Source organism: Streptomyces sp. NPDC059866, from assembly GCF_042731325.1.
Taxonomy (GTDB): Bacteria; Actinomycetota; Actinomycetes; order Streptomycetales; family Streptomycetaceae; genus Streptomyces; species Streptomyces flavusporus.
This window is the reverse complement of record NZ_JBHWJT010000029.1, coordinates 1-16,934: the sequence shown is the minus strand read 5'-3', so window position 1 is coordinate 16,934 and position 16,934 is coordinate 1. Positions and strand designations below refer to the sequence as shown.

The window sequence follows — 16,934 nt, the reverse complement described above, 5'->3', positions numbered from 1 at the left end:
TGCGGGAGCGGGCGACTCAGCTGCCCAAGGCGGCCTCCTTCACCCCCAAGTCCCGCGGGACCTCAGCAATCGGTTTTCCGGTCTCGGTGACGAACCGCACGGCCCCCTCGCGAAACTCGGCGTCGTGCCGACCGGGTCGCCTCGCTGAGCCATGGCATCCATGACGAGGCGGAACTTGCCTTCGCAGAGCGCCGATTGGTTGCTCTCATGGTCGAGCTGCTCGAATACGAGCGGCATGCGAGCGAGGTGGGAGCGTACAGCGTTGAGACCGCGTTCTGGGCGGCGCGCGTCGGGCGGGGCCGGAAGCTCCCGTCCCAGGCGTGCGAGCGGGGACAAAGCCATCACCACTGAGCTGTGTTCAACCTGAACGTGCAGGCCACGGGGGTGGCGTGGGCGGGTGAGGCGGTGCTCGTGCTGGTCGTCGGCGCTTGTCTGTGGTGAAGACCGTCTGTCAGCGGGCGATCTCGTGCTGGTTGAGGACCACCAGCGCCCACACCAGCCGGGATGCCCGCACGGCGCTGCGTGGGTATCAGCGACCCGTCGAGCAGCACAACGCTGCCACCCGAACGGGCGATTCGCGCCAGGACCTGCTCCAGCCTGGGAGCCCGCGCGGCCAAGAGCCCGATCATCTCCTTCAGCCACCGATCCACGGTGGTGCGCGAGACGCTGTTGCCGCCGGCGAGATCGGCGAGGCGCTGGTCATGCCGCGGCGCGGCCAGCACGATCACCTCGATCCTCCCGGCCGGCAGCGCCCGCCACCGCGACGTGATCCGCTTCAGATGCGCCCGCAGCAGGCCGGTCAGGAACCGCAACGTCGCCGTGGACAGCCACAGCCGGCACTGGTGGACAAGCTCGGGGCCACCGGCCTGGCCGCCGCGGCCCCAGGGCGCCGCCCCAGGCCCACCACGCCCTGACACAGCATCAAGCAACCACGGACTCAACAAGTTGACAACGCCCGTCGACCGTCCGGCGACCGTGGAGACCCACGTGATGGGCCCGGGGCACGACGGTGGCGGTGAACAGCCGGTGGAACGAGGCTCGGACGAGCCGGTCTGGGTCGAACTCGATGCGCCGCAATCTACCGGCGCCCGGGTACCGGCCGGCCGCCGCCGTGGGGCGCGCCTCAGGCGTCCTTCAGCTCGATGCCCTTGGTTTCCTTCATCAGGTAGACGGCGATGCCGGTGCAGACGCACAGCACCATGATGTAGATCTCGGACAGTTGCGCCATCTTCAGGTCGATGAAGAGCTGGTTGAGGTACGGGGCGGTGCCGCCGAAGAGGGCGACGGAGATGGAGTAGGCGAAGCCGATGCCCTGGGTGCGCACCTTCGTCGGGAAGGTCTCCGACATGGTGGCCGACAGCAGTGCGCCCGGGATGGCCACGACGACGAGCGCCACCGTGGCGGCGACGAAGAGCGTCCAGCCCGCCGAGCCGATCATCCCGGTGAGCGGCATGTGCAGCACCGTCATCAACACCGCGAAGGTGATCATCATCGGCCGGCGGCCGACCTGGTCGGAGACGTATCCCCACAGCGGCAGCGACGCCAGCGCGATGCACTGGGCCGCGACCGAGCACCAGTAGGCGACGTCGGCGTCCATGCCCTGCTGGGTGATGGCGTAGGTGGAGACGTACGAGGTCCAGGTGTAGTGGGCCGAGGTGATGCCGGAGGTCATCAGGATGACGAGCAGCACCGATCGGGTCACCTGCTTGCGGGAGACCGGCCGGTCGGCGTCCTGCGCACCCGACTGCTCGTCCGCGAACACCTCGCTCTCGTCCATGCCGCGCCGCAGATACAGCGCCGCCAGCGCGAGGAGCGCGCCGAGGAAGAACGGGATGCGCCAGCCCCAGTCGGTGACCGCGCTCTCCGCCAGCGTGGAGGTGACCACGCCGCCCACGGTGTAGGCGACAACGGAGCCGCCGAAGATGGCGACGAAGACGATGCTGCCCCACATGCCGCGCCGGTGGCTGGGCGCGATCTCCGCCACATAGGTGTTGGCGGTGGCGGACTCGCCGCCGTGCGCGAACCCCTGCACCACCCGGGCCAGCAGCAGGATCAGCGAGGCCCAGGCGCCGATGGAGGCGTACGACGGCAGGAAGCCGATGACGAGGCTGCCGCCGGCCATCATCAGCATGGTGGTGACCAGCACGAACTTGCGCCCGCGCCGGTCGGCGACGCGGCCGAAGACGACGCCGCCGAGCGGCCGCATGAGGAAGCCGACCGCGAAGACCGCGAGGGTGGACAGCAGCGCCGACACCGAGTCGTCGGAGTTGAACATGGCGGCGGCGATGAACGGCGTGAAGACGGCGTAGGCGCTCCACTCGTACCACTCGAGGACGTTGCCGACCGTGCTGGCGATGAGGGACTTGCGCTTGGCGCGCAGGGAGAGTCCGGTCTGGGCTCTGGATTGGGGCGGTGTTCCGAGCCTTGTCTGTGCGTCGCTCACGGGAGCTCCTTTGCTCTCAACGGGCAGGGGAAGGGCGGTGCGTTACAGGGGACCGGGGGGTGAGGCGCGGCGTGAGGGGCGCCGCGGTCAGCGGGCGGCGTGGGCGGCGGCCGTCTCCAGTAGATGGGGCACCCCCGCCTCCAGCGACGGCCCGAAGGTGCGGTCGTGCGGGCGCTCCCCGCGCAGCCACCGTGTGTAGATGGCCTCGCAGAAGATCGCCGCCTTCCACAGCGCGAGCGTCTGGTACCAGGGGAGGGGGGTGAGGTCGAGGTGGTCCATGCGGGCGTGGTAGCGCCGGGCCAGCTCGGCGCGGGTCGGGTAGCCCTCCTCACGCGTGACTGGGGTGAGTTCGAGCGGGGTGACGGGCTGCCCCGCCTCGGCGTACGTGGCGGTGAGATAGCCGAGGTCGGCCAGCGGGTCGCCGAGTGTGGCCATCTCCCAGTCGAGGACGGCCAGCAGCCGGGGCGCGCCGTCGGGCGCGAACATCAGGTTGCCCATGCGGTAGTCGCCGTGCACCACCGCGGCGGCCTGGCTGCCCGGCAGGTTGCGCCCGAGCCAGTCGGCGAGCCGGGCCACTGCCGGCAGGTTGCGGGTGGTGTTGACCTCCCACAGGCCCGCGAAGCGCTCCACCTGCCGGGCCAGATAGCCCTCGGGCCGCCCGAAGGCGGCGAGTTCGCCCCGGGTCACGTCGATGCGGTGCAGGTCGACGAGGGTGTCGACGACCGCCAGGCCGGTGGCCCGGCGCCGCTTGGGGGTGTCGAGGTGGGCGGGGACGGCGTTGGTGATGACGGTGCCGTCAAGATGTTCCATCAGATAGAAGGGCACTCCGAGCACCGAGTAGTCCTCGCAGACGGCGAGGATCTCCGGCACCGGCGCTCCGTGGCCGCGCAGGGCCTCCTGGATGCGGGCCTCGCGGACCATGTCGTGGGTGGACTTGGGCAGCGGCGGGCGTGGCCCGCGGCGCAGTACGACGGAGGCGTCGCCGCGCCGGATCAGATACGTGACGTTGGAGTGCCCGTCGCCGATGCGCCGCCAGGTGAGGGGGCCGCGGCCGATGCCGTGCTTGTCGAGGAAGTCGGTGACCTCGTCGACGATGAGCAGCGGCGGGGAGGCCAGCCGGTCAGCGGCTGCCCGGTCGGCGACGACCTCGATGCCGTCAGGGATGGTGTGCATCAGGCGTCCTCGTCCCGGACGACGGCGGTGCCCCGGTAGCGTTCTCCGGCCTCTACCTCGGCGCGGCGCCGCTTGGCGGCGCGGCGGGCGATGGCCCACTTGTGAGTCTCGGTGGAGCCGTCGTAGATGCGGAACGGGCGAACCTCGTTGAGGTACTGGGCCAGCGGCAGCCCGTCGGAGACGCCGTCGCCGCCGCACAGCTGCACCGCTCGGTCGATGACCCGGAAGATCGCCTCCGAGCAGTGCACCTTGGCGACCGAGGACAGCGCGGAGCCGGCCGTGGGGTCGCTCGCCAGCAGCGCGGCTGTCTTGGTGATGATCGCGTCGGAGGTCTCGATGTCGATGACGGACTCGGCGATGAGGTTCTGCGCCAGGCCGAGCGAGGCCATCGGAGCGCCGAACAGCTCCCGCCGCTCGGCCCGGTCGAGGGCGATGTCGAGGGCGCGCCGGGCCAGCCCCAGCCAGCGCATGCAGTGGGTGAGCCGGGCCGGTCCGAGCCGCACCTGCGCGTACCGGAAACCCTGGCCGACCTCGCCGAGGACGGCGTCGTCAGGAACGAAGCAGTCCTCCAGGTGGACGTGCGGGTGGCCGCCGTCGATGTAGCGGTCGACGGTGTGGATGGGGGCGCCGACGCGGATGCCGGGGTTGGTCATGTCGACGAGGAACATGGTGGCGCCGTCGGGCGCGTCCCCGACCGCGGCGGTGCGGGCCATCACGATGCAGAAGCTGGCCCGGATGGCCCCGCTGATGAACCGCTTGTGCCCGTTGATCACCCAGCCGCCCCCGGCCGGTACGGCGGTGGTGCGCAGCGCCGCCGGGTCGGAGCCGGCGCCCGGGTGCGGCTCGGTCATGCCGAAGCAGGAGCGGATCTCGCCGGCGGCGAGCGGGGCGAGGTAGCGCTTCTTCTGCTCCTCGGTGGCGATGAGGTGGAGCATGTGCATGTTGCCCTCGTCGGGGGCCATGCAGTTGAGCACGCTGGGGCCGATGGGCGAGTAGCCCGCCTCCTGCAGGATCGGTGACCAGTGCTCGATGGGCAGGCCCTGGCCCCCGTACTCGGTCGGCACATGCGGGGCGAAGACCCCGGCCTCTTTGGCGGCGGCCTGCAGCCGGTCGCGGGTGGCCTTCTCCAGGCGCTCTCCGGGGACGGGCTCGGCGTCGATGACGGCCTCGCGGATGAAGCGGCGGGTGCGCTCGCGCAGCTCCTCGACCTCGGGCGGCAGGTGGCTGGAGGGCATGCTGGGGTCCTTTCTCTGGTCGGGTGCCACAAGTCAGGCGGTGCCGCCGGCGACCGCGAGGCCGCCGTCGACGGTGAGGACGTGGCCGGTGACCCAGGAGGCGTCGTCGGAGACGAGATAGGCGACGGCGGAGGCCACGTCGGCGGGGGCGCCGAGCCGCCGCATCGGGTAGCCGGCGGCGACCTCCTCCTCCCTGCCCTGGTAGAGCGCCTGGGCGAAGCGGGTTTTGACCACGGCCGGGGCGACGGCGTTGACGCGGACGTCCGGGCCGAGTTCGGCGGCCAGGGTGCGGGTGAGGTGGGAGACGGCGGCCTTGCTCACGCCGTACAGGCCGATGCCGGGGGCAGGGGTGTCGCCGGTGACGGAGGAGAGGTTGACGACGGTGCCACGGCGCTCGGCGAAGCGCAGCTCCGGGTGGGCGAGGGCGGCCTGCACCCAGGCGAGCGTGGCGAGGACGTTGACCTCCAGCACCTTGCGGGCGACGTCGAGGCCGATCTCGCTGACGGGGCCGTACGCGGGGTTGATGCCGGCGTTGTTGACCAGGATGTCGAGGCCGCCGAACTCCCGCGCCACGGTGTCGAGGACCTCGGCGCGGTGCCCGGGGTCGTCCGCCTTGCCGGCCACGGTGAGCACGCTGGCGGCGGGCAGCGTCTCAGCGGCCTCGCGCAGCGGCTCGGGCTTGCGGGCGGTGATGCACACCCGCGCGCCCTCGGCCACCAGGCGTTCGGCGATGGCGAGGCCGATGCCGCGGCTGGCGCCGGTCACGACGGCGGTGCGCCCGGCGAGGCGGCGCTGTGCCTGCCCCGTGTCCTGGTCTTGGTCGGTGTGGTGGTGCCGCACCGGTCAGCCTTTCGTCGTGGTGGCCGGGAGGTCACGGCCCGCCCGGCGCAGTTCGGCGCGGCGGATCTTGCCGCTCTGGGTCTTGGGGAGGTCGGCACGGATGTGCACCTCGGTGGGGCGCTTGTACGCGGCCAGCCGGTCGCGGGTGAAGGCGATCAGCTCATCCGGGGTGGCAGTGGCACCGGCCTTGAGCGAGACGTACGCGACGACGGTCTCGCCACGGTAGTCGTCCGGCTGCCCGACCACGGCGGCCTCGTGCACCGCCGGGTGCTCGTAGAGGGCGTCCTCGACCTCGCGCGGCCAGACCTTGTAACCGGAGGCATTGATCTGGTCCTTGAGCCGGTCGACGAGAAAGACCCACCCCCGCTCGTCGATGATCGCGCCGTCACCGGTGCGCAGCCGGCCGCCGGGCATGGTCTGCTCGGTGGCGGCGGGCTGCCGCCAGTAGCCGGGCACCACCTGTGGGCCGCTCAGTTCGAGCTCACCCTGCTCGCCGGGGGGCAGCGGATTGCCACCCGCGTCGACGACGCGGGCGGTGAGGTTGGGCAGCGGGACGCCGATGGAGAGGGTGCCGCCGGCCTGGTGCACCGGCGCGGTGGCGCCGGGCGGCACAGCGATGACGGCGGAGCTGGTCTCGGTCATGCCGTAGACGTTGTGGATGTAGACGCCGAATCGGTCCCGGAACCGTTCGACGGTGGCGGGCGGGATGGGGGCGCCGCCCGAGAAGAAGTGCTTGGCGGTGGCGAAGTGCTCCGGCCCGGCGTGCTCCACCGCATACAGCGCGTTGTACGCGGTGATCGAGCCGACCATGAAGGTGACCCGGTGCTCGGCGAGCGCGTCCAGCGCCACCTCGGGGTGGAAGCGGCCGGTGAAGACCAGGGTGGTCCGGGTGATCAGTGAGATGGCCGCGTTCACCACCGCCCCCGTGATGTGGAAGAGCGGGGCCAGCGCGTACACCACGTCGCCGTCGGCCAGATCGACCCAGGCGGCGTTGGTGAGCGCCACGTTGAGGACGTTGCCGTGGGTGTTCATGGCACCCTTGGGCGGGCCGGTGGTGCCGGAGGTGTACGTCAGCAGGGCCACGTCGTCACGGGTGAGGTCCACCGGCTCGGGGCGGCGACCAGCGAACGCGCGGAGCAGGGCGGCGAGGTCGCCGTCGGGGGCGGGAGCGGGGCGCTCGGTCGAGGGGAAGACGCGCGGGTCGTCGCGGGTCTGGAAGTCCAGCGCCGATGTGCTGATCATCCAGCGCACCGGGCTGCCGGCGAGGGTCTCGCGGGTCTCCTCGACGTCGGTGTCCGCACAGACGATGCCGACGGCCCCGGCATCGTCGATCAGGCGGCGCAGCTCGTGGCGGCGGTACATCGGGTTGAGGAGGAGCGCGGCGGCGCCCAGCTTCCACAGGGCCAGCAGCACCAGGGCGTACTGCGGGATGTTCTGCAGATAGACGCCGACCCGGTCGCCGCGCCGGGTGCCACGGGCGGCGAAGGCGGCGGCCAGCGCGTCGGAGGCGGCGTCCACCTCCTCGGCCGTCAGCGCGCCGTCGAAGTAGCGCAGGGCGACGGCGTCGGGGGCGCGCGCCACCCGGGCCCGCCACGCGGCCACCAGGGAGCCGTGGCCGACCGTCATCTCCGTCGGGACCGCGGCCGGGTACAGCTCCCGCCACGGACGCGCCTCGGGCACCGACATCTCCCGCTCCCTCCACCCGCTCCGGCGGCTCCGGGTACACTGGACAATGCACCGACCGATCGCTCGCTCGGTATTGTAGGTGAGGATCTACAGGGCGCGGCAGCGTGTCAAGGGGTCGCGCCGCGATCACCCGGCGGAGCGGGCGGGGCGGCAATGCATACTGACGTACCGAACTGACGCACTGACGCGAGCGCACGTGGGCGAGGAGAGCAGTGACCAAAGCCGACACCGCGACCGGCGGAGCTGCCGTGACCGGCGATGACGACGCCGGCGCCGCGGCGGACTGGAGGCTCTACACGAGCAGCGGCCTGCCGCCCATCCTGCGGGCCGCGCTGGCCTGCTTCGTGGAGCAGGGCTACCACGGCACCACGATCCGGGAGGTGGCCGCGCGGGCCGACCTGTCGGTGCCGGGGGTGTACCACCACTACCCGTCGAAGCAGGCGCTGCTGGTCGGGATCGTCACCCGGGCGATGGCGGAGCTGTGGGAGCGCAGCACGGCGGCGCTGGAGGAGGCCGGGCCGGACGTCGGGCGGCGGCTGGACCTGCTGGTGGAATGCCTGGTGCTGTTCCACGCTCACCGGCGGGACCTGGCGTTCATCGCGGCGAGTGAGATCCGCAGCCTGCTCGGCGACGACCGCACCACCTACATCGAGGCCCGCGACCGGCAGCAGCGGCTGATGGACGCAGTGATCGAGGAGGGCGTGGCGCGAGGGGCGTTCACGACGGCGTACCCGCGCGAGGTCAGCCGGGCGATCGTCACGATGTGCACTGCGGTGGCTCAGTGGTACCGCGCAGGCGGCGAACTCGCACCCCCGGAACTGGCCGCCCGCTACCGCACCATGACCCGCATGACGGTCGGCGCGGCCTGACCCACTCCCGACGCACACTGGCAAACCCACAGATCATCACTCGCCGTGGACGACGATGTCCTCGCGGGCGGTGGGGGCACGGCGGGACGCCGACGGCGAAGGTGCACGGGTATCACCGCCGGACGGTGACGGACGCGCCGGGCGCGGGCTTTGTCAACTTGATCACACAGAGGCCGCCCGCTCGACTTGGCAATGCCCGCAAGAGGCGTTGTCACGTTGTTGAGGGTGTGAGGTGTCTGAGGTCGCGTCAGCGCGGGTCGGGCCGGGTGGCAGTCTTGGGGTCAGGCCCTGGTGGGCTGGCCGACGACGCCGGTGATCTGGTCCCAGAGGGTGAAGCGGATGGTCATCTCGAGGCGGTGTTCGGTGGCGGTCATCAGGTGGCGTGAGGGTCGGAAGTGGGGTGAGATGCCGCTGAAGGCGGACAGGAACCGTTGGGCTGCGCCGGCGCTGCAAAATCCCTTCCTCGCGCGTTCGCGCTGCCGGGTGGGCTGGTGGGAGTTCTCGGCCCGGTTGTTCAGGCCCTTGTGGGAGCGGTGCCCGACCGAGGGCATCACCTCGCGGTGGGCGGCACCGTAGGACCGGAGCTTGTCGGTCACGATCACGCGGGGCACCGACCGGGTCTTCTTCATCAGCCTCCGGAAGAAACGCCTGGCCGCATCCTTGTCGCGACGGCTCTGGACCAGGATGTCCAGGACGTTGCCGTCCTGGTCCACCGCGCGCCACAGGTACTTCCGCTTGCCGTTGATCTTGACGAAGACCTCGTCCAGACGCCCTTCATCGCCTGGCCCGGGGCGGCGTCGGCACAGCGCGTCGGCGCAGGACCGCCCGAATTTCCGGCACCACCGGCGGACCGTCTCATAGGAGACGACGACGCCGCGCTCGAGCATCAGCTCCTCGACCCCGCGGAAGCCGAGCGGGAACCGGAAGTACAGCCCCACGCAGTGGGAGATGATCCCCACCGGGTACCGGTGGCCCTTGGTGCGACGGCCGCGTGCCCGCCACACACGACCCCCTCCCGAGGGTTATCAACTTGGAGACCATCTCACGCCGTTAGCCAACGTGACAGTGCCTGTGAAAGCGCACCCAGACATCCCGATATGGGTCACGGAGCTTGTACCCAACCGGAGGACAATTGGGCCAACGCTGCTGCCACAGCTCCGTCAAAGCCGCCTGTGCGCCTCCGGACACCCGCCGCACTCGTCCTCTCGCGTATGAACCTACCGATGACCATGTTGGCTGGTGGCCAGTTGGTGCCAGCTGTGGCTGCAGCCGTTGGCGCAGAAGGAGTACCGGGGCCGGGCGTTGACCGCCCGGTCCCAGACGGATCAGCTGCCTACGGGATGATCTCCACTGTTACGGTGGCTTTGCCGGGTGCGTGCGTCTCGTCGCCCGCGTAGGTGACGACGTACTCGGCATAGCTCATGTAGTCGGCCGGCAGGTCGGTGAAGGCGAAACTGCCGTCGGGCTTGACCTTCACCGTTGCGATGGGCTCGTTGTACCGCGTGACGGTGACTACCTTGTTTTTCGGGAACGGCACCAGGGAAGTGAGCTTCCCACTAACCGTCACCGGCTGGCCGTGGGGGCAGGTCTCAGGCGCGGTGAGGACGATGTTGCTGTTCGCCTTGTGCACATCGGTGATGATGTCGAGGATGACCTCGCCAGCGTACGTGAAACGGGTGCCGAACAGGCGACTGCCGTCCGGCGCCCAGGCCACTCCCCGGTCCCGCAGCTCCGCATAGCCGTACTTCAGCGAAACCGTGCGGAACGGGGTGGTCTCACCGGGCCGGTAGATGAAGATGTCCCATTCCCCGGAGGCCACGACACCCGCGGCCACGGTGCCGTCGGCGGCGATGGAGACGGCGTTGGGGTAGGCCCCCGTGTCGTACGGAGCTTCCTCTGCCAGGTCTGACAGCGCCCACCGCTGGTGGTAGTAGGTGCTGCCGTTCGCGGTGATTGCGCTGCGACCGTCCGGCGTGATGGCCAGGTCCTCGACGTCGCCGACGCCGTCGGTGTAGGCAATCTCCTCGGCGGTGCCGGACGCCACGTCGTACACCCGCATCCCCGCCCCACCTGCGCTTTCCGCGGCGACCAGCCGGTCGGGCGCGCCCGGTGACGAGGCGAGCCGGGGTTTCCCGTACCACACTGGGTTGTCGTCCAGATCGACGGCCGGTGCGGTCTCAGCGACGGTGATGGACCCGATGCCGGCGTCGAAGACGGTCGCCTGGTAAGAGAACCACAACCGCCCCCCGGCGAGGGCGAGATTCTCCGGCTCGGTGTCCGTCCCGGTAGGAAAGCGACGGGTTTCGGTCAGGGTGGTGGTGTCGATCTCCGCGATGGCGTCGGCCTCAGGGAGGGCGACATACAGGTGGGACTCATCGGCCGTGAGTGTCATGCCGCGGGCCCCGTCGAGCCCTTCGACGGTCTTGATCACCTGTCCGTTGTGGTCGGTGGCCACCACGGCGTCCTGACCGGGGGCAGAGACGTAGACGTGCTGGCTGTCGGCGAGGGTCTGCCAGTGCGAGGTCACCGGGAGCACGATGCTGTCCAGGGCCTGGGCCGGGCTCGGGCTGGCGAGCAGGGTCACTGACGCGGTGATGGTGGCGAGTGCCGTTCCCCCCGCGAATCTTCGTATGCGCAAGTGCGTAATCTCCCCTTGATACGCGTCGACCGCTCCGTGCGATCGAGAGGCCAACCCTAGGGCCTGGCGCTGACAACGACCCGACGATTTCCTGGCGTTGCAGGGTGGGAGCGGCGATCATGGGCAACCCCTGTCGAGGACAGCTGCGGTGTGGCAGCCGCTGCCGCGTTCACCTCCGCCTCGGCGTTCTCCTTGGGCGTTTGGCACTCTGGGTAGAGCAGCCCGACCAGGCCCCCTGTTGAGCTCGGAGTTCCAGTGCGCGGCGCCGTCGGCTACCGCCCAGCGGGCGCGGGTGCGGCAGTAGCCGTGGCCCAGCGGGCGGACTTTGGTCGCGAATGCAGTTCTGGTGGTACGAGACCGGGAGAATTCGCCAATGTCCGGTGGAACGCACAAGGACCGCAACTGCAACACCCGGCTTGCGCCCTCCACCGCCCATGGGGCCACTACGCCACCGCCCCCGAGCGGTAGGGGAGCCTCTTACTGAGACCGCGCACTCCTCATGCCGCCTGGCATGACCGGCGTGGCATTTGCAGGGCCCAGGAATTCAGTGAACGTTCACCACCAGGGTTGCTGTGGGTCGCTCGGAACGGAGGCCCCAACATGGCATGCCCTTGCGGGACACTCGTGGCCGCCTTCGTCGCGGACCTTCTGGGACTACACGAACTGCACTCGACCCTCTCCGCGTGTACACCCACACAGCCGACGCGCCGACGTGACCTCGACCCGCTGGATGCCGCCGCGATACCTCGCGGCCAGTCGGCAGGCTCAGGTCACCAGCTACGGGGAACGATCACCGGCACGCGGGAAGCGATCTTCATGTGGTGCAGCCATGATGGCGAGCTCTGGGCCCAAGGGATCACGAAGGCGACCAGGTCATTCCGGTCAACAGGATCGGCCGACCGCCAGGGGAGCAGTCATACCGGTCCCGGAGGCCGGGCGTCGTGTTGCGGGGCCGCCAAGAAGGTACAAGAAGGTAATTGTGATAGTCGAGATGCGGCCCGGGTTGGGCTGCTGCCAGGCTCGGCGCCGACGTTCCGGCATGACCCACAAGGTAATTGGCGGCTCGTCAGAGCTTGCCGTGCCCCCGAGATGTCTGCCGGACGTCGGCGTCGGCCTGGCCCACCCCGTTGGCTTGATCAGCAGCTTGTCCGCCATCTCGACGTGACTCATCACAGTTCTGCCACGCGGTGACTCCACCCAGGCCGACACCGACCACGGCTGTCCAGCCCCTGAAGGAGAACAACCGCATGACCATGCTCGCAGAACAGGTCGACGGCGTCATCGGCGTCGACACCCACCGCGACACCCTCGCCGCCGCATCCGTGTCCCCGATCGGGGCCGTCCTGGCCACCACGGATTGCCCGGCGAACGCCCGCGGCTACCGTCACCTCCTGGACTTCGCCCGACAGCATGTCCCCGGCCGCCGCTGCTGGGCGCTGGAGGGCGTCGGCAGCTTCGGCGCCGGGCTGGCCGCCTTCCTCGACCAGGCCGGCGAACAGGTCGTCGAGGTGCTGCGGCCCAAGCGACCCGCCGTTCGCGGCGGACGCAAGACCGACATGCTCGACGCCATCCGGGCAGCCAAGGAAGCCCTCGCCAGCGAGCATCTGATCCAGCCCCGTCTCCGTGGAGAACGTGAGGCTCTTCGAGTCCTGCTCGCCACCCGCCACGGAGCGGTCCTGGCCTCCACGGCCGCGATCAACCAGCTCAAGGCACTGATCGTGTCCGCACCCGACGACCTCCGATCCGAGCTACGAAAGCTCAAGCGCCCCGCCCAGGTCACCCATTGCGCTCAACTTCGAGATCGCCCGACGCACGGCGTCGAGCACCGGATGACCGCACGGGCCCTGCGTTCCACGGCCCAGCGCATCCAGGCCCTGCAGGCCGAGGCCAAGGCACTGGAGTACGAGATCCTCAGCCTGGTACGCCAGTTGGCGCCTGAACTCCTCGATCTACTCGGCGTCGGGCCGATAACCGCCGCTCAGGTGCTGGTCAGCTGGTCGCACCCTGGCCGATTCCGGTCCGAGGCAGCGCTCGCCTCCTTTGCCGGCGTCTCGCCGATCCCGGCCTCCTCAGGACTGACCAACCGGCACCGAATCAACCGCAGCGGCGACCGACAGCTCAACCGGGCACTGCACACCATCACGCTGATCCGGATGCGGCTGGACCCGGCCACGAAGACGTACGTCACCCGCAGGGTCGCCGAGGGCAAGACCTCCCGCGACGCCCAGCGGTGCCTCAAGCGTGCTATCTGCCGTCAATTTTTCAAGATCCTCGAACGCTCCAACCACGACAGCGGAGCGAACCTCGAAGATCTTCCCCAAGCAGCTTGACTCGATATAGCAGCCTCGGGGACTGCCTCGCTGGCTGCGGCCCTTCACGCGCAGCTATACGCTGCGGACCTGTGACCGGAATCGATCTTGCCAATGGGATAGTCGGGGCCATCTTCGGCATCATCTTCGCCATACTGTTCCAACAACCGCTCCAGAACGCCTGGTTCAGGATCCGTCGCCGATCCGCCACCGCCGTACGCAGCCTGACGTACCGTCAGGACAACGCCTTGGTCTCCACATGGTCGACCTTCTCGATCGGGCCACTCCACACCTCGGCGCTCGTCGTCGAGGGCGACGGTGTGCAGGCCATCGCGCCGGAGGCGGTCCGGGTCCAGGTACTGGACGGCGAGGTGGTTCTTCCCGAGGAGATGGTGCCGTGGCGGGCAGAGATCGAGGCGGCGGAGGAGCAGGCGGAGGCATCCGGTACCCGGGTGCGCATCTGGAACGGCCCCCGGTACGCCGTGGAGGGCCTGGAGATCTCCCGCACCGCGCTCGAAGAACATGCAGACGTCCGACTGCGGCTGCGCCCCACCGACTACTTCACCTTCCTCGCGGCACAGCAGCTCGATCGCAGGCTCCCCGACGGAACCACCCCGCGCGGGCGCTACCTCGACCCTGACCACCCCCTGGACGCCCCCGCCTTCCTGCAATGCAGCTTCGGCGTGAACGTGGCCGTGGTCACCGCCGACCACCTGCTCGTCGTCAGCCAGCGAGCCGAAAACGTGCGCTCCGGGCCGGGGTTGTGGGGCTCCTCCGTGAACGAGGGACTCTCCCGGCACATCGACTCGGCCGGCCGCAACGCGCCCGACTTGCATGACGTCGCGCGCCGCGGCATGCGCGAGGAGCTCTCCCTGGAGCCGCACGACTACACACTCACGATGCTGGCCTTCGTCCTGGACGTGGAACGGCGGCAGTGGAGCGCCCACTTCACCGCGCACCTCACTGATCTGACCGGCGACGCCCTGCGGTCTCGCATCTCGCGCGGCGTGGCTGACCGGTGGGAGCACCAGAGCATCGAGTACGTGCCGTTCCGCCCGGCAGACGTGGTTCGCTACCTGCTGCGCCCGGACCGCGTCCGTCGATGGGCCCCGGTCACCCCGGCTCTGTTCCACTTGGCCCTGGTGCACACCCACGGTCGCAGCGCCGTGGAACGCGCCGAGGCCCAGGCCGTCCGCCGCCTGCACTACTGAATGCCATGAAACCGGGGAGGCCCCCCGGTTTCATGGCATTCAGTAACCCTGGGATCGATCATCTAGTTGGGCGGTGCCAGGGTGCGCAGGACGTCGAACTCGTTGCCCTCGGGGTCGGCCATGACCACCCAGCTTCGGTCTGGGCCTTGGCCCACATCCGTCTTGGTGGCGCCGAGGCCGAGCAGTCTGGTCACCTCGTCGTCGGTGCTGCCGTCGATCGGGCTGACGTCGAGGTGGAGCCGGTTCTTCACGGTCTTGCCCTCGGGCACCTGGATGAACAGCAGGGTGGGCGGCATCTGGCGGGCCCGGACCTCCTCGACGGTCGGCTCCCAGGAGCCGATCTCGACCTTGCCCTCGCTCCGGTCGATCACCTTGAAGTCCAGGACCTCGCACCAAAAGGCCGCGAGTCTCTCCGGATCGTGGCAGTCGACAACCAACTCGGTGAACCTATTTGTCATGTCTCTCTCAGATGGTGCGGACGGGGCTCAGCCTATGGGGCCGCGCCGCCCGCCCGGCAAGTCCGGGATCGCTACGACCACTGACCCTTGGAATCGATCATCCAGGGTGACGGGAGCGACGACTGGAGGTCGGGAGAGGCCGGCCCGCAACCGTCCGGCCGAACAATGCGGGTCAGGGATGAGCGCCGGCGCCGACCATCCCGGGGACATTCCCGGGGTCGCCCCCGAGGCGGCCGGGGTGCCCGCGCCCCTACCGTCCGTCTCCTGGTACCGCGGTACCACCGGGCTCGCGCTGCCGCAGCGCCTACGGCTTGGTGCTGACCAGTCCGGTGTCGTAGGCCGTGATCACGGCCTGGATGCGGTCGCGGGCGCCGATCTTGGCGAGGACCCGGCTGACGTGCTTCTTCACCGTGGACTCGGTGAGCACGAGGTGTTCGGCGATCTCGGCGTTGTTCCAGCCCTGACCGATGGCGGTCAGCACCTCGCGTTCGCGGTCGCTGAGCGCCCGCAGCCGGGGGTCCTCGGGTGCGGCGGTGTCGGAGGGCGCGAGGACCTGGTGGGCGTACGTGTCGAGCAGGCGGCGGGTCAGGCTCGGGGCCACGACGGCGTCGTCGGTGGCCACCGCATGGATACCGGCCACGATCTCCTCCGGGCGGGCGTCCTTGAGCAGGAAACCGCTGGCGCCGGCGCGCGGGCCCTCGTACGCGTACTCGTCGAGGTCGAAGACGGACAGCGTGAGCTCGTAGGCGCTGAATCGGGCCCTCACCTCCACAAGCCCAGCACAGCCGTCGAACCCGGCATTGTGGTTGACTTCAGCGAAACCGACATCAGATAACCGAATCGATCGCTGTCCTCCGGCCAACTGTGGAGCTCGGAGTGGCTTCCCAATGGAGAAGTCAACCCTCGCGAGTCACGTCGGCTGGCTGGAGTTTCCCTGCCGGATGGTCTGCACGGCGAGCACCGGGTTGATGGGTTCAACGAGTTGCTCGACGGCGACCGACACAAGGTGGGCTGGGGCATCGCCGTCCAGCAACGTGCTCACGTACTCGAGGGCCTGCGCCGGGGATAGCACCGGCAGCCTCTGACGTAGGGTGCGCCCGGCATGCATGCGCCCGCGCGCGGCGGCGACTTCGCGTAGCTCATCGTGTAGATCGTGTACTGCGGTCCGGATGGCCAGCCCGCGGATGCGAGCACGGTAGTCGGCCTCCCACTCCCCGCCCAAGGCGGAGACAACTCCGATCTGGTGCAGCCCTCCGTCGACGCGGTCGACCAGATACGGTCCATTGCCGGCCAGCATGGCACCGGGGTTCCGCGTGCGCACGAACTCCTCGGACTGCCAGTAGACGATCCACACCAGCTCGTGCTCCTCGACATCCACCACGGTCACGCGCGTCAAGTCCACGCCGCGAGCCGAGCACTTCTGGTACTCGCGGTCCAGCTCTTCCTCGACGATGCGAACCGCGGCTTCTCGCTCAATCACGCGTGCAGCATCCCCTACGGCCCCTCCGCCGACGAGTAGTTTTTCGTGCTCCCAGCGAGCGGGGTGAGCGCCAGTGAACTGCGCGAACGTCTCCGGACATGTCGCCTCTGGAGCCGACGGCTAACCGGTGGGCTGGGGTGGTGCAATTTCGTAGAGGCGTCGGTCCCGGATCAGGGCCCACAGCACGTTGATTCTGCGGCGGGCGAGGGCGATCACGGCCTGGGTATGGCGTTTGCCTTCAGCCCGCTTGCGGTCGTAAAAGGTCCTGGAGTTGGGGTCGTAGCGGACGCTCATCAGGGCGGACATGTAGAAGACTCGCTGGAGACCCCGATGATAGTGACGGGGTCGGTGCAGGTTGCCGTTCCGCTTCCCGGAATCGTGCGGGGCCGGAGCGAGGCCGGCGAAAGCCGCGAGCGCGTCCGGGTTCGCGAAGTCCGCGGGGTCGCTGCCGATCGCGGCGAGGAACTCGGCGCCCAGCAGCGGACCGATGCCGGGCATGCTAGTGGCTCGTCACGCAGCCTTGGCCGGGTAATGAGTCCATGATCGGATCGGTGAGTCGGGGGCGAAGGTGGTCTTCGGTTCGGCGCGCGTG

General features: G+C 69.6%; 14 protein-coding genes and 2 pseudogenes. 3 read left to right on the top strand and 13 right to left on the bottom strand.

All coding sequences use genetic code 11. From position 1 onward, the window contains the following. Nucleotides 1–16 precede the first annotated feature (16 nt). The 7 genes from ACFV7R_RS35250 to ACFV7R_RS35220 all read right to left on the bottom strand — a co-directional run bounded on the left by ACFV7R_RS35250 (nt 17) and on the right by ACFV7R_RS35220 (nt 7,377). Nucleotides 17–187, bottom strand: a complete 171-nt coding sequence (locus ACFV7R_RS35250; RefSeq protein ID WP_385271168.1) for a transposase — start codon at nt 185–187, stop codon at nt 17–19. A gap of 154 nt (nt 188–341) precedes the next feature. Beyond that, the gene (locus ACFV7R_RS35245) at nt 342–812 is read right to left on the bottom strand and encodes a hypothetical protein (protein WP_385270979.1); all 471 of its coding nucleotides are present in this window, start codon (nt 810–812) and stop codon (nt 342–344) included. A 311-nt stretch (nt 813–1,123) separates the two neighbouring features. Continuing rightward, a complete protein-coding gene (locus tag ACFV7R_RS35240; protein ID WP_385270976.1) occupies nt 1,124–2,443 on the bottom strand; it encodes an MFS transporter in 1,320 nt (439 codons plus the stop codon). Nucleotides 2,444–2,530: 87 nt separating this feature from the next. Continuing rightward, complete coding sequence (locus ACFV7R_RS35235; RefSeq protein WP_385270973.1) at nt 2,531–3,616, bottom strand: phosphotransferase family protein; 1,086 nt, start codon at nt 3,614–3,616, stop codon at nt 2,531–2,533. Then, on the bottom strand, nt 3,616–4,851 hold the full coding sequence (locus ACFV7R_RS35230; RefSeq protein ID WP_385270970.1) for an acyl-CoA dehydrogenase family protein: 1,236 nt from the start codon (nt 4,849–4,851) through the stop codon (nt 3,616–3,618). Before ACFV7R_RS35230 ends, ACFV7R_RS35235 begins: the two co-directional genes overlap by 1 nt. A gap of 33 nt (nt 4,852–4,884) precedes the next feature. Then, on the bottom strand, nt 4,885–5,691 hold the full coding sequence (locus ACFV7R_RS35225; protein WP_385270967.1) for an SDR family oxidoreductase: 807 nt from the start codon (nt 5,689–5,691) through the stop codon (nt 4,885–4,887). 3 nt (nt 5,692–5,694) lie between these two features. Then, nucleotides 5,695–7,377, bottom strand: coding sequence for a class I adenylate-forming enzyme family protein (locus tag ACFV7R_RS35220; protein WP_385270964.1), 1,683 nt, complete (start codon nt 7,375–7,377; stop codon nt 5,695–5,697). A 212-nt stretch (nt 7,378–7,589) separates the two neighbouring features. Here ACFV7R_RS35220 and ACFV7R_RS35215 point away from each other — a divergent pair, with 212 nt between their 5' ends. Then, a complete protein-coding gene (locus ACFV7R_RS35215; protein WP_385270961.1) occupies nt 7,590–8,246 on the top strand; it encodes a TetR/AcrR family transcriptional regulator in 657 nt (218 codons plus the stop codon). A 281-nt stretch (nt 8,247–8,527) separates the two neighbouring features. Here ACFV7R_RS35215 and ACFV7R_RS35210 read toward each other — a convergent pair whose 3' ends face one another. Continuing rightward, nucleotides 8,528–9,250, bottom strand: coding sequence for an IS6 family transposase (locus tag ACFV7R_RS35210; RefSeq protein ID WP_385270958.1), 723 nt, complete (start codon nt 9,248–9,250; stop codon nt 8,528–8,530). A gap of 329 nt (nt 9,251–9,579) precedes the next feature. After that, nucleotides 9,580–10,884, bottom strand: coding sequence for a hypothetical protein (locus tag ACFV7R_RS35205; protein WP_385270955.1), 1,305 nt, complete (start codon nt 10,882–10,884; stop codon nt 9,580–9,582). 1,247 nt (nt 10,885–12,131) lie between these two features. On the opposite strand from ACFV7R_RS35205, the gene ACFV7R_RS35200 reads away from it, so the two are divergent. Next, nucleotides 12,132–13,214: an IS110 family transposase gene (locus ACFV7R_RS35200; RefSeq protein ID WP_385270952.1), complete on the top strand. Its 1,083-nt coding sequence runs from the start codon at nt 12,132–12,134 to the stop codon at nt 13,212–13,214. Between the two features lie 71 nt (nt 13,215–13,285). Beyond that, the gene (locus tag ACFV7R_RS35195) at nt 13,286–14,404 is read left to right on the top strand and encodes a hypothetical protein (RefSeq protein WP_385270949.1); all 1,119 of its coding nucleotides are present in this window, start codon (nt 13,286–13,288) and stop codon (nt 14,402–14,404) included. 62 nt (nt 14,405–14,466) lie between these two features. Here ACFV7R_RS35195 and ACFV7R_RS35190 read toward each other — a convergent pair whose 3' ends face one another. The 4 genes and pseudogenes from ACFV7R_RS35190 to ACFV7R_RS35175 form a co-directional block, all read right to left on the bottom strand. Further along, the gene (locus ACFV7R_RS35190; RefSeq protein ID WP_385270946.1) at nt 14,467–14,862 is read right to left on the bottom strand and encodes a VOC family protein; all 396 of its coding nucleotides are present in this window, start codon (nt 14,860–14,862) and stop codon (nt 14,467–14,469) included. Between the two features lie 304 nt (nt 14,863–15,166). After that, a pseudogene (locus tag ACFV7R_RS35185) lies at nt 15,167–15,601 on the bottom strand (LuxR C-terminal-related transcriptional regulator); the annotation flags it as partial. Between the two features lie 171 nt (nt 15,602–15,772). After that, entirely contained in the window at nt 15,773–16,342 is a 570-nt protein-coding gene (locus ACFV7R_RS35180; RefSeq protein ID WP_385270943.1) for a YrhB domain-containing protein, read from the bottom strand. A 120-nt stretch (nt 16,343–16,462) separates the two neighbouring features. Then, a pseudogene (locus ACFV7R_RS35175) lies at nt 16,463–16,843 on the bottom strand (transposase); the annotation flags it as partial. Nucleotides 16,844–16,934 lie beyond the last annotated feature (91 nt).

Excerpts from the sequence above, each read along its gene's own strand:
- ACFV7R_RS35190 (WP_385270946.1), bottom strand. The coding sequence starts at position 14,862 with ATGACAAATAGGTTCACCGAGTTGGTTGTCGACTGCCACGATCCGGAG.
- ACFV7R_RS35230 (WP_385270970.1), bottom strand. The coding sequence starts at position 4,851 with ATGCCCTCCAGCCACCTGCCGCCCGAGGTCGAGGAGCTGCGCGAGCGC.
- ACFV7R_RS35200 (WP_385270952.1), top strand. The coding sequence starts at position 12,132 with ATGACCATGCTCGCAGAACAGGTCGACGGCGTCATCGGCGTCGACACC.
- ACFV7R_RS35220 (WP_385270964.1), bottom strand. The coding sequence starts at position 7,377 with ATGTCGGTGCCCGAGGCGCGTCCGTGGCGGGAGCTGTACCCGGCCGCG.
- ACFV7R_RS35235 (WP_385270973.1), bottom strand. The coding sequence starts at position 3,616 with ATGCACACCATCCCTGACGGCATCGAGGTCGTCGCCGACCGGGCAGCC.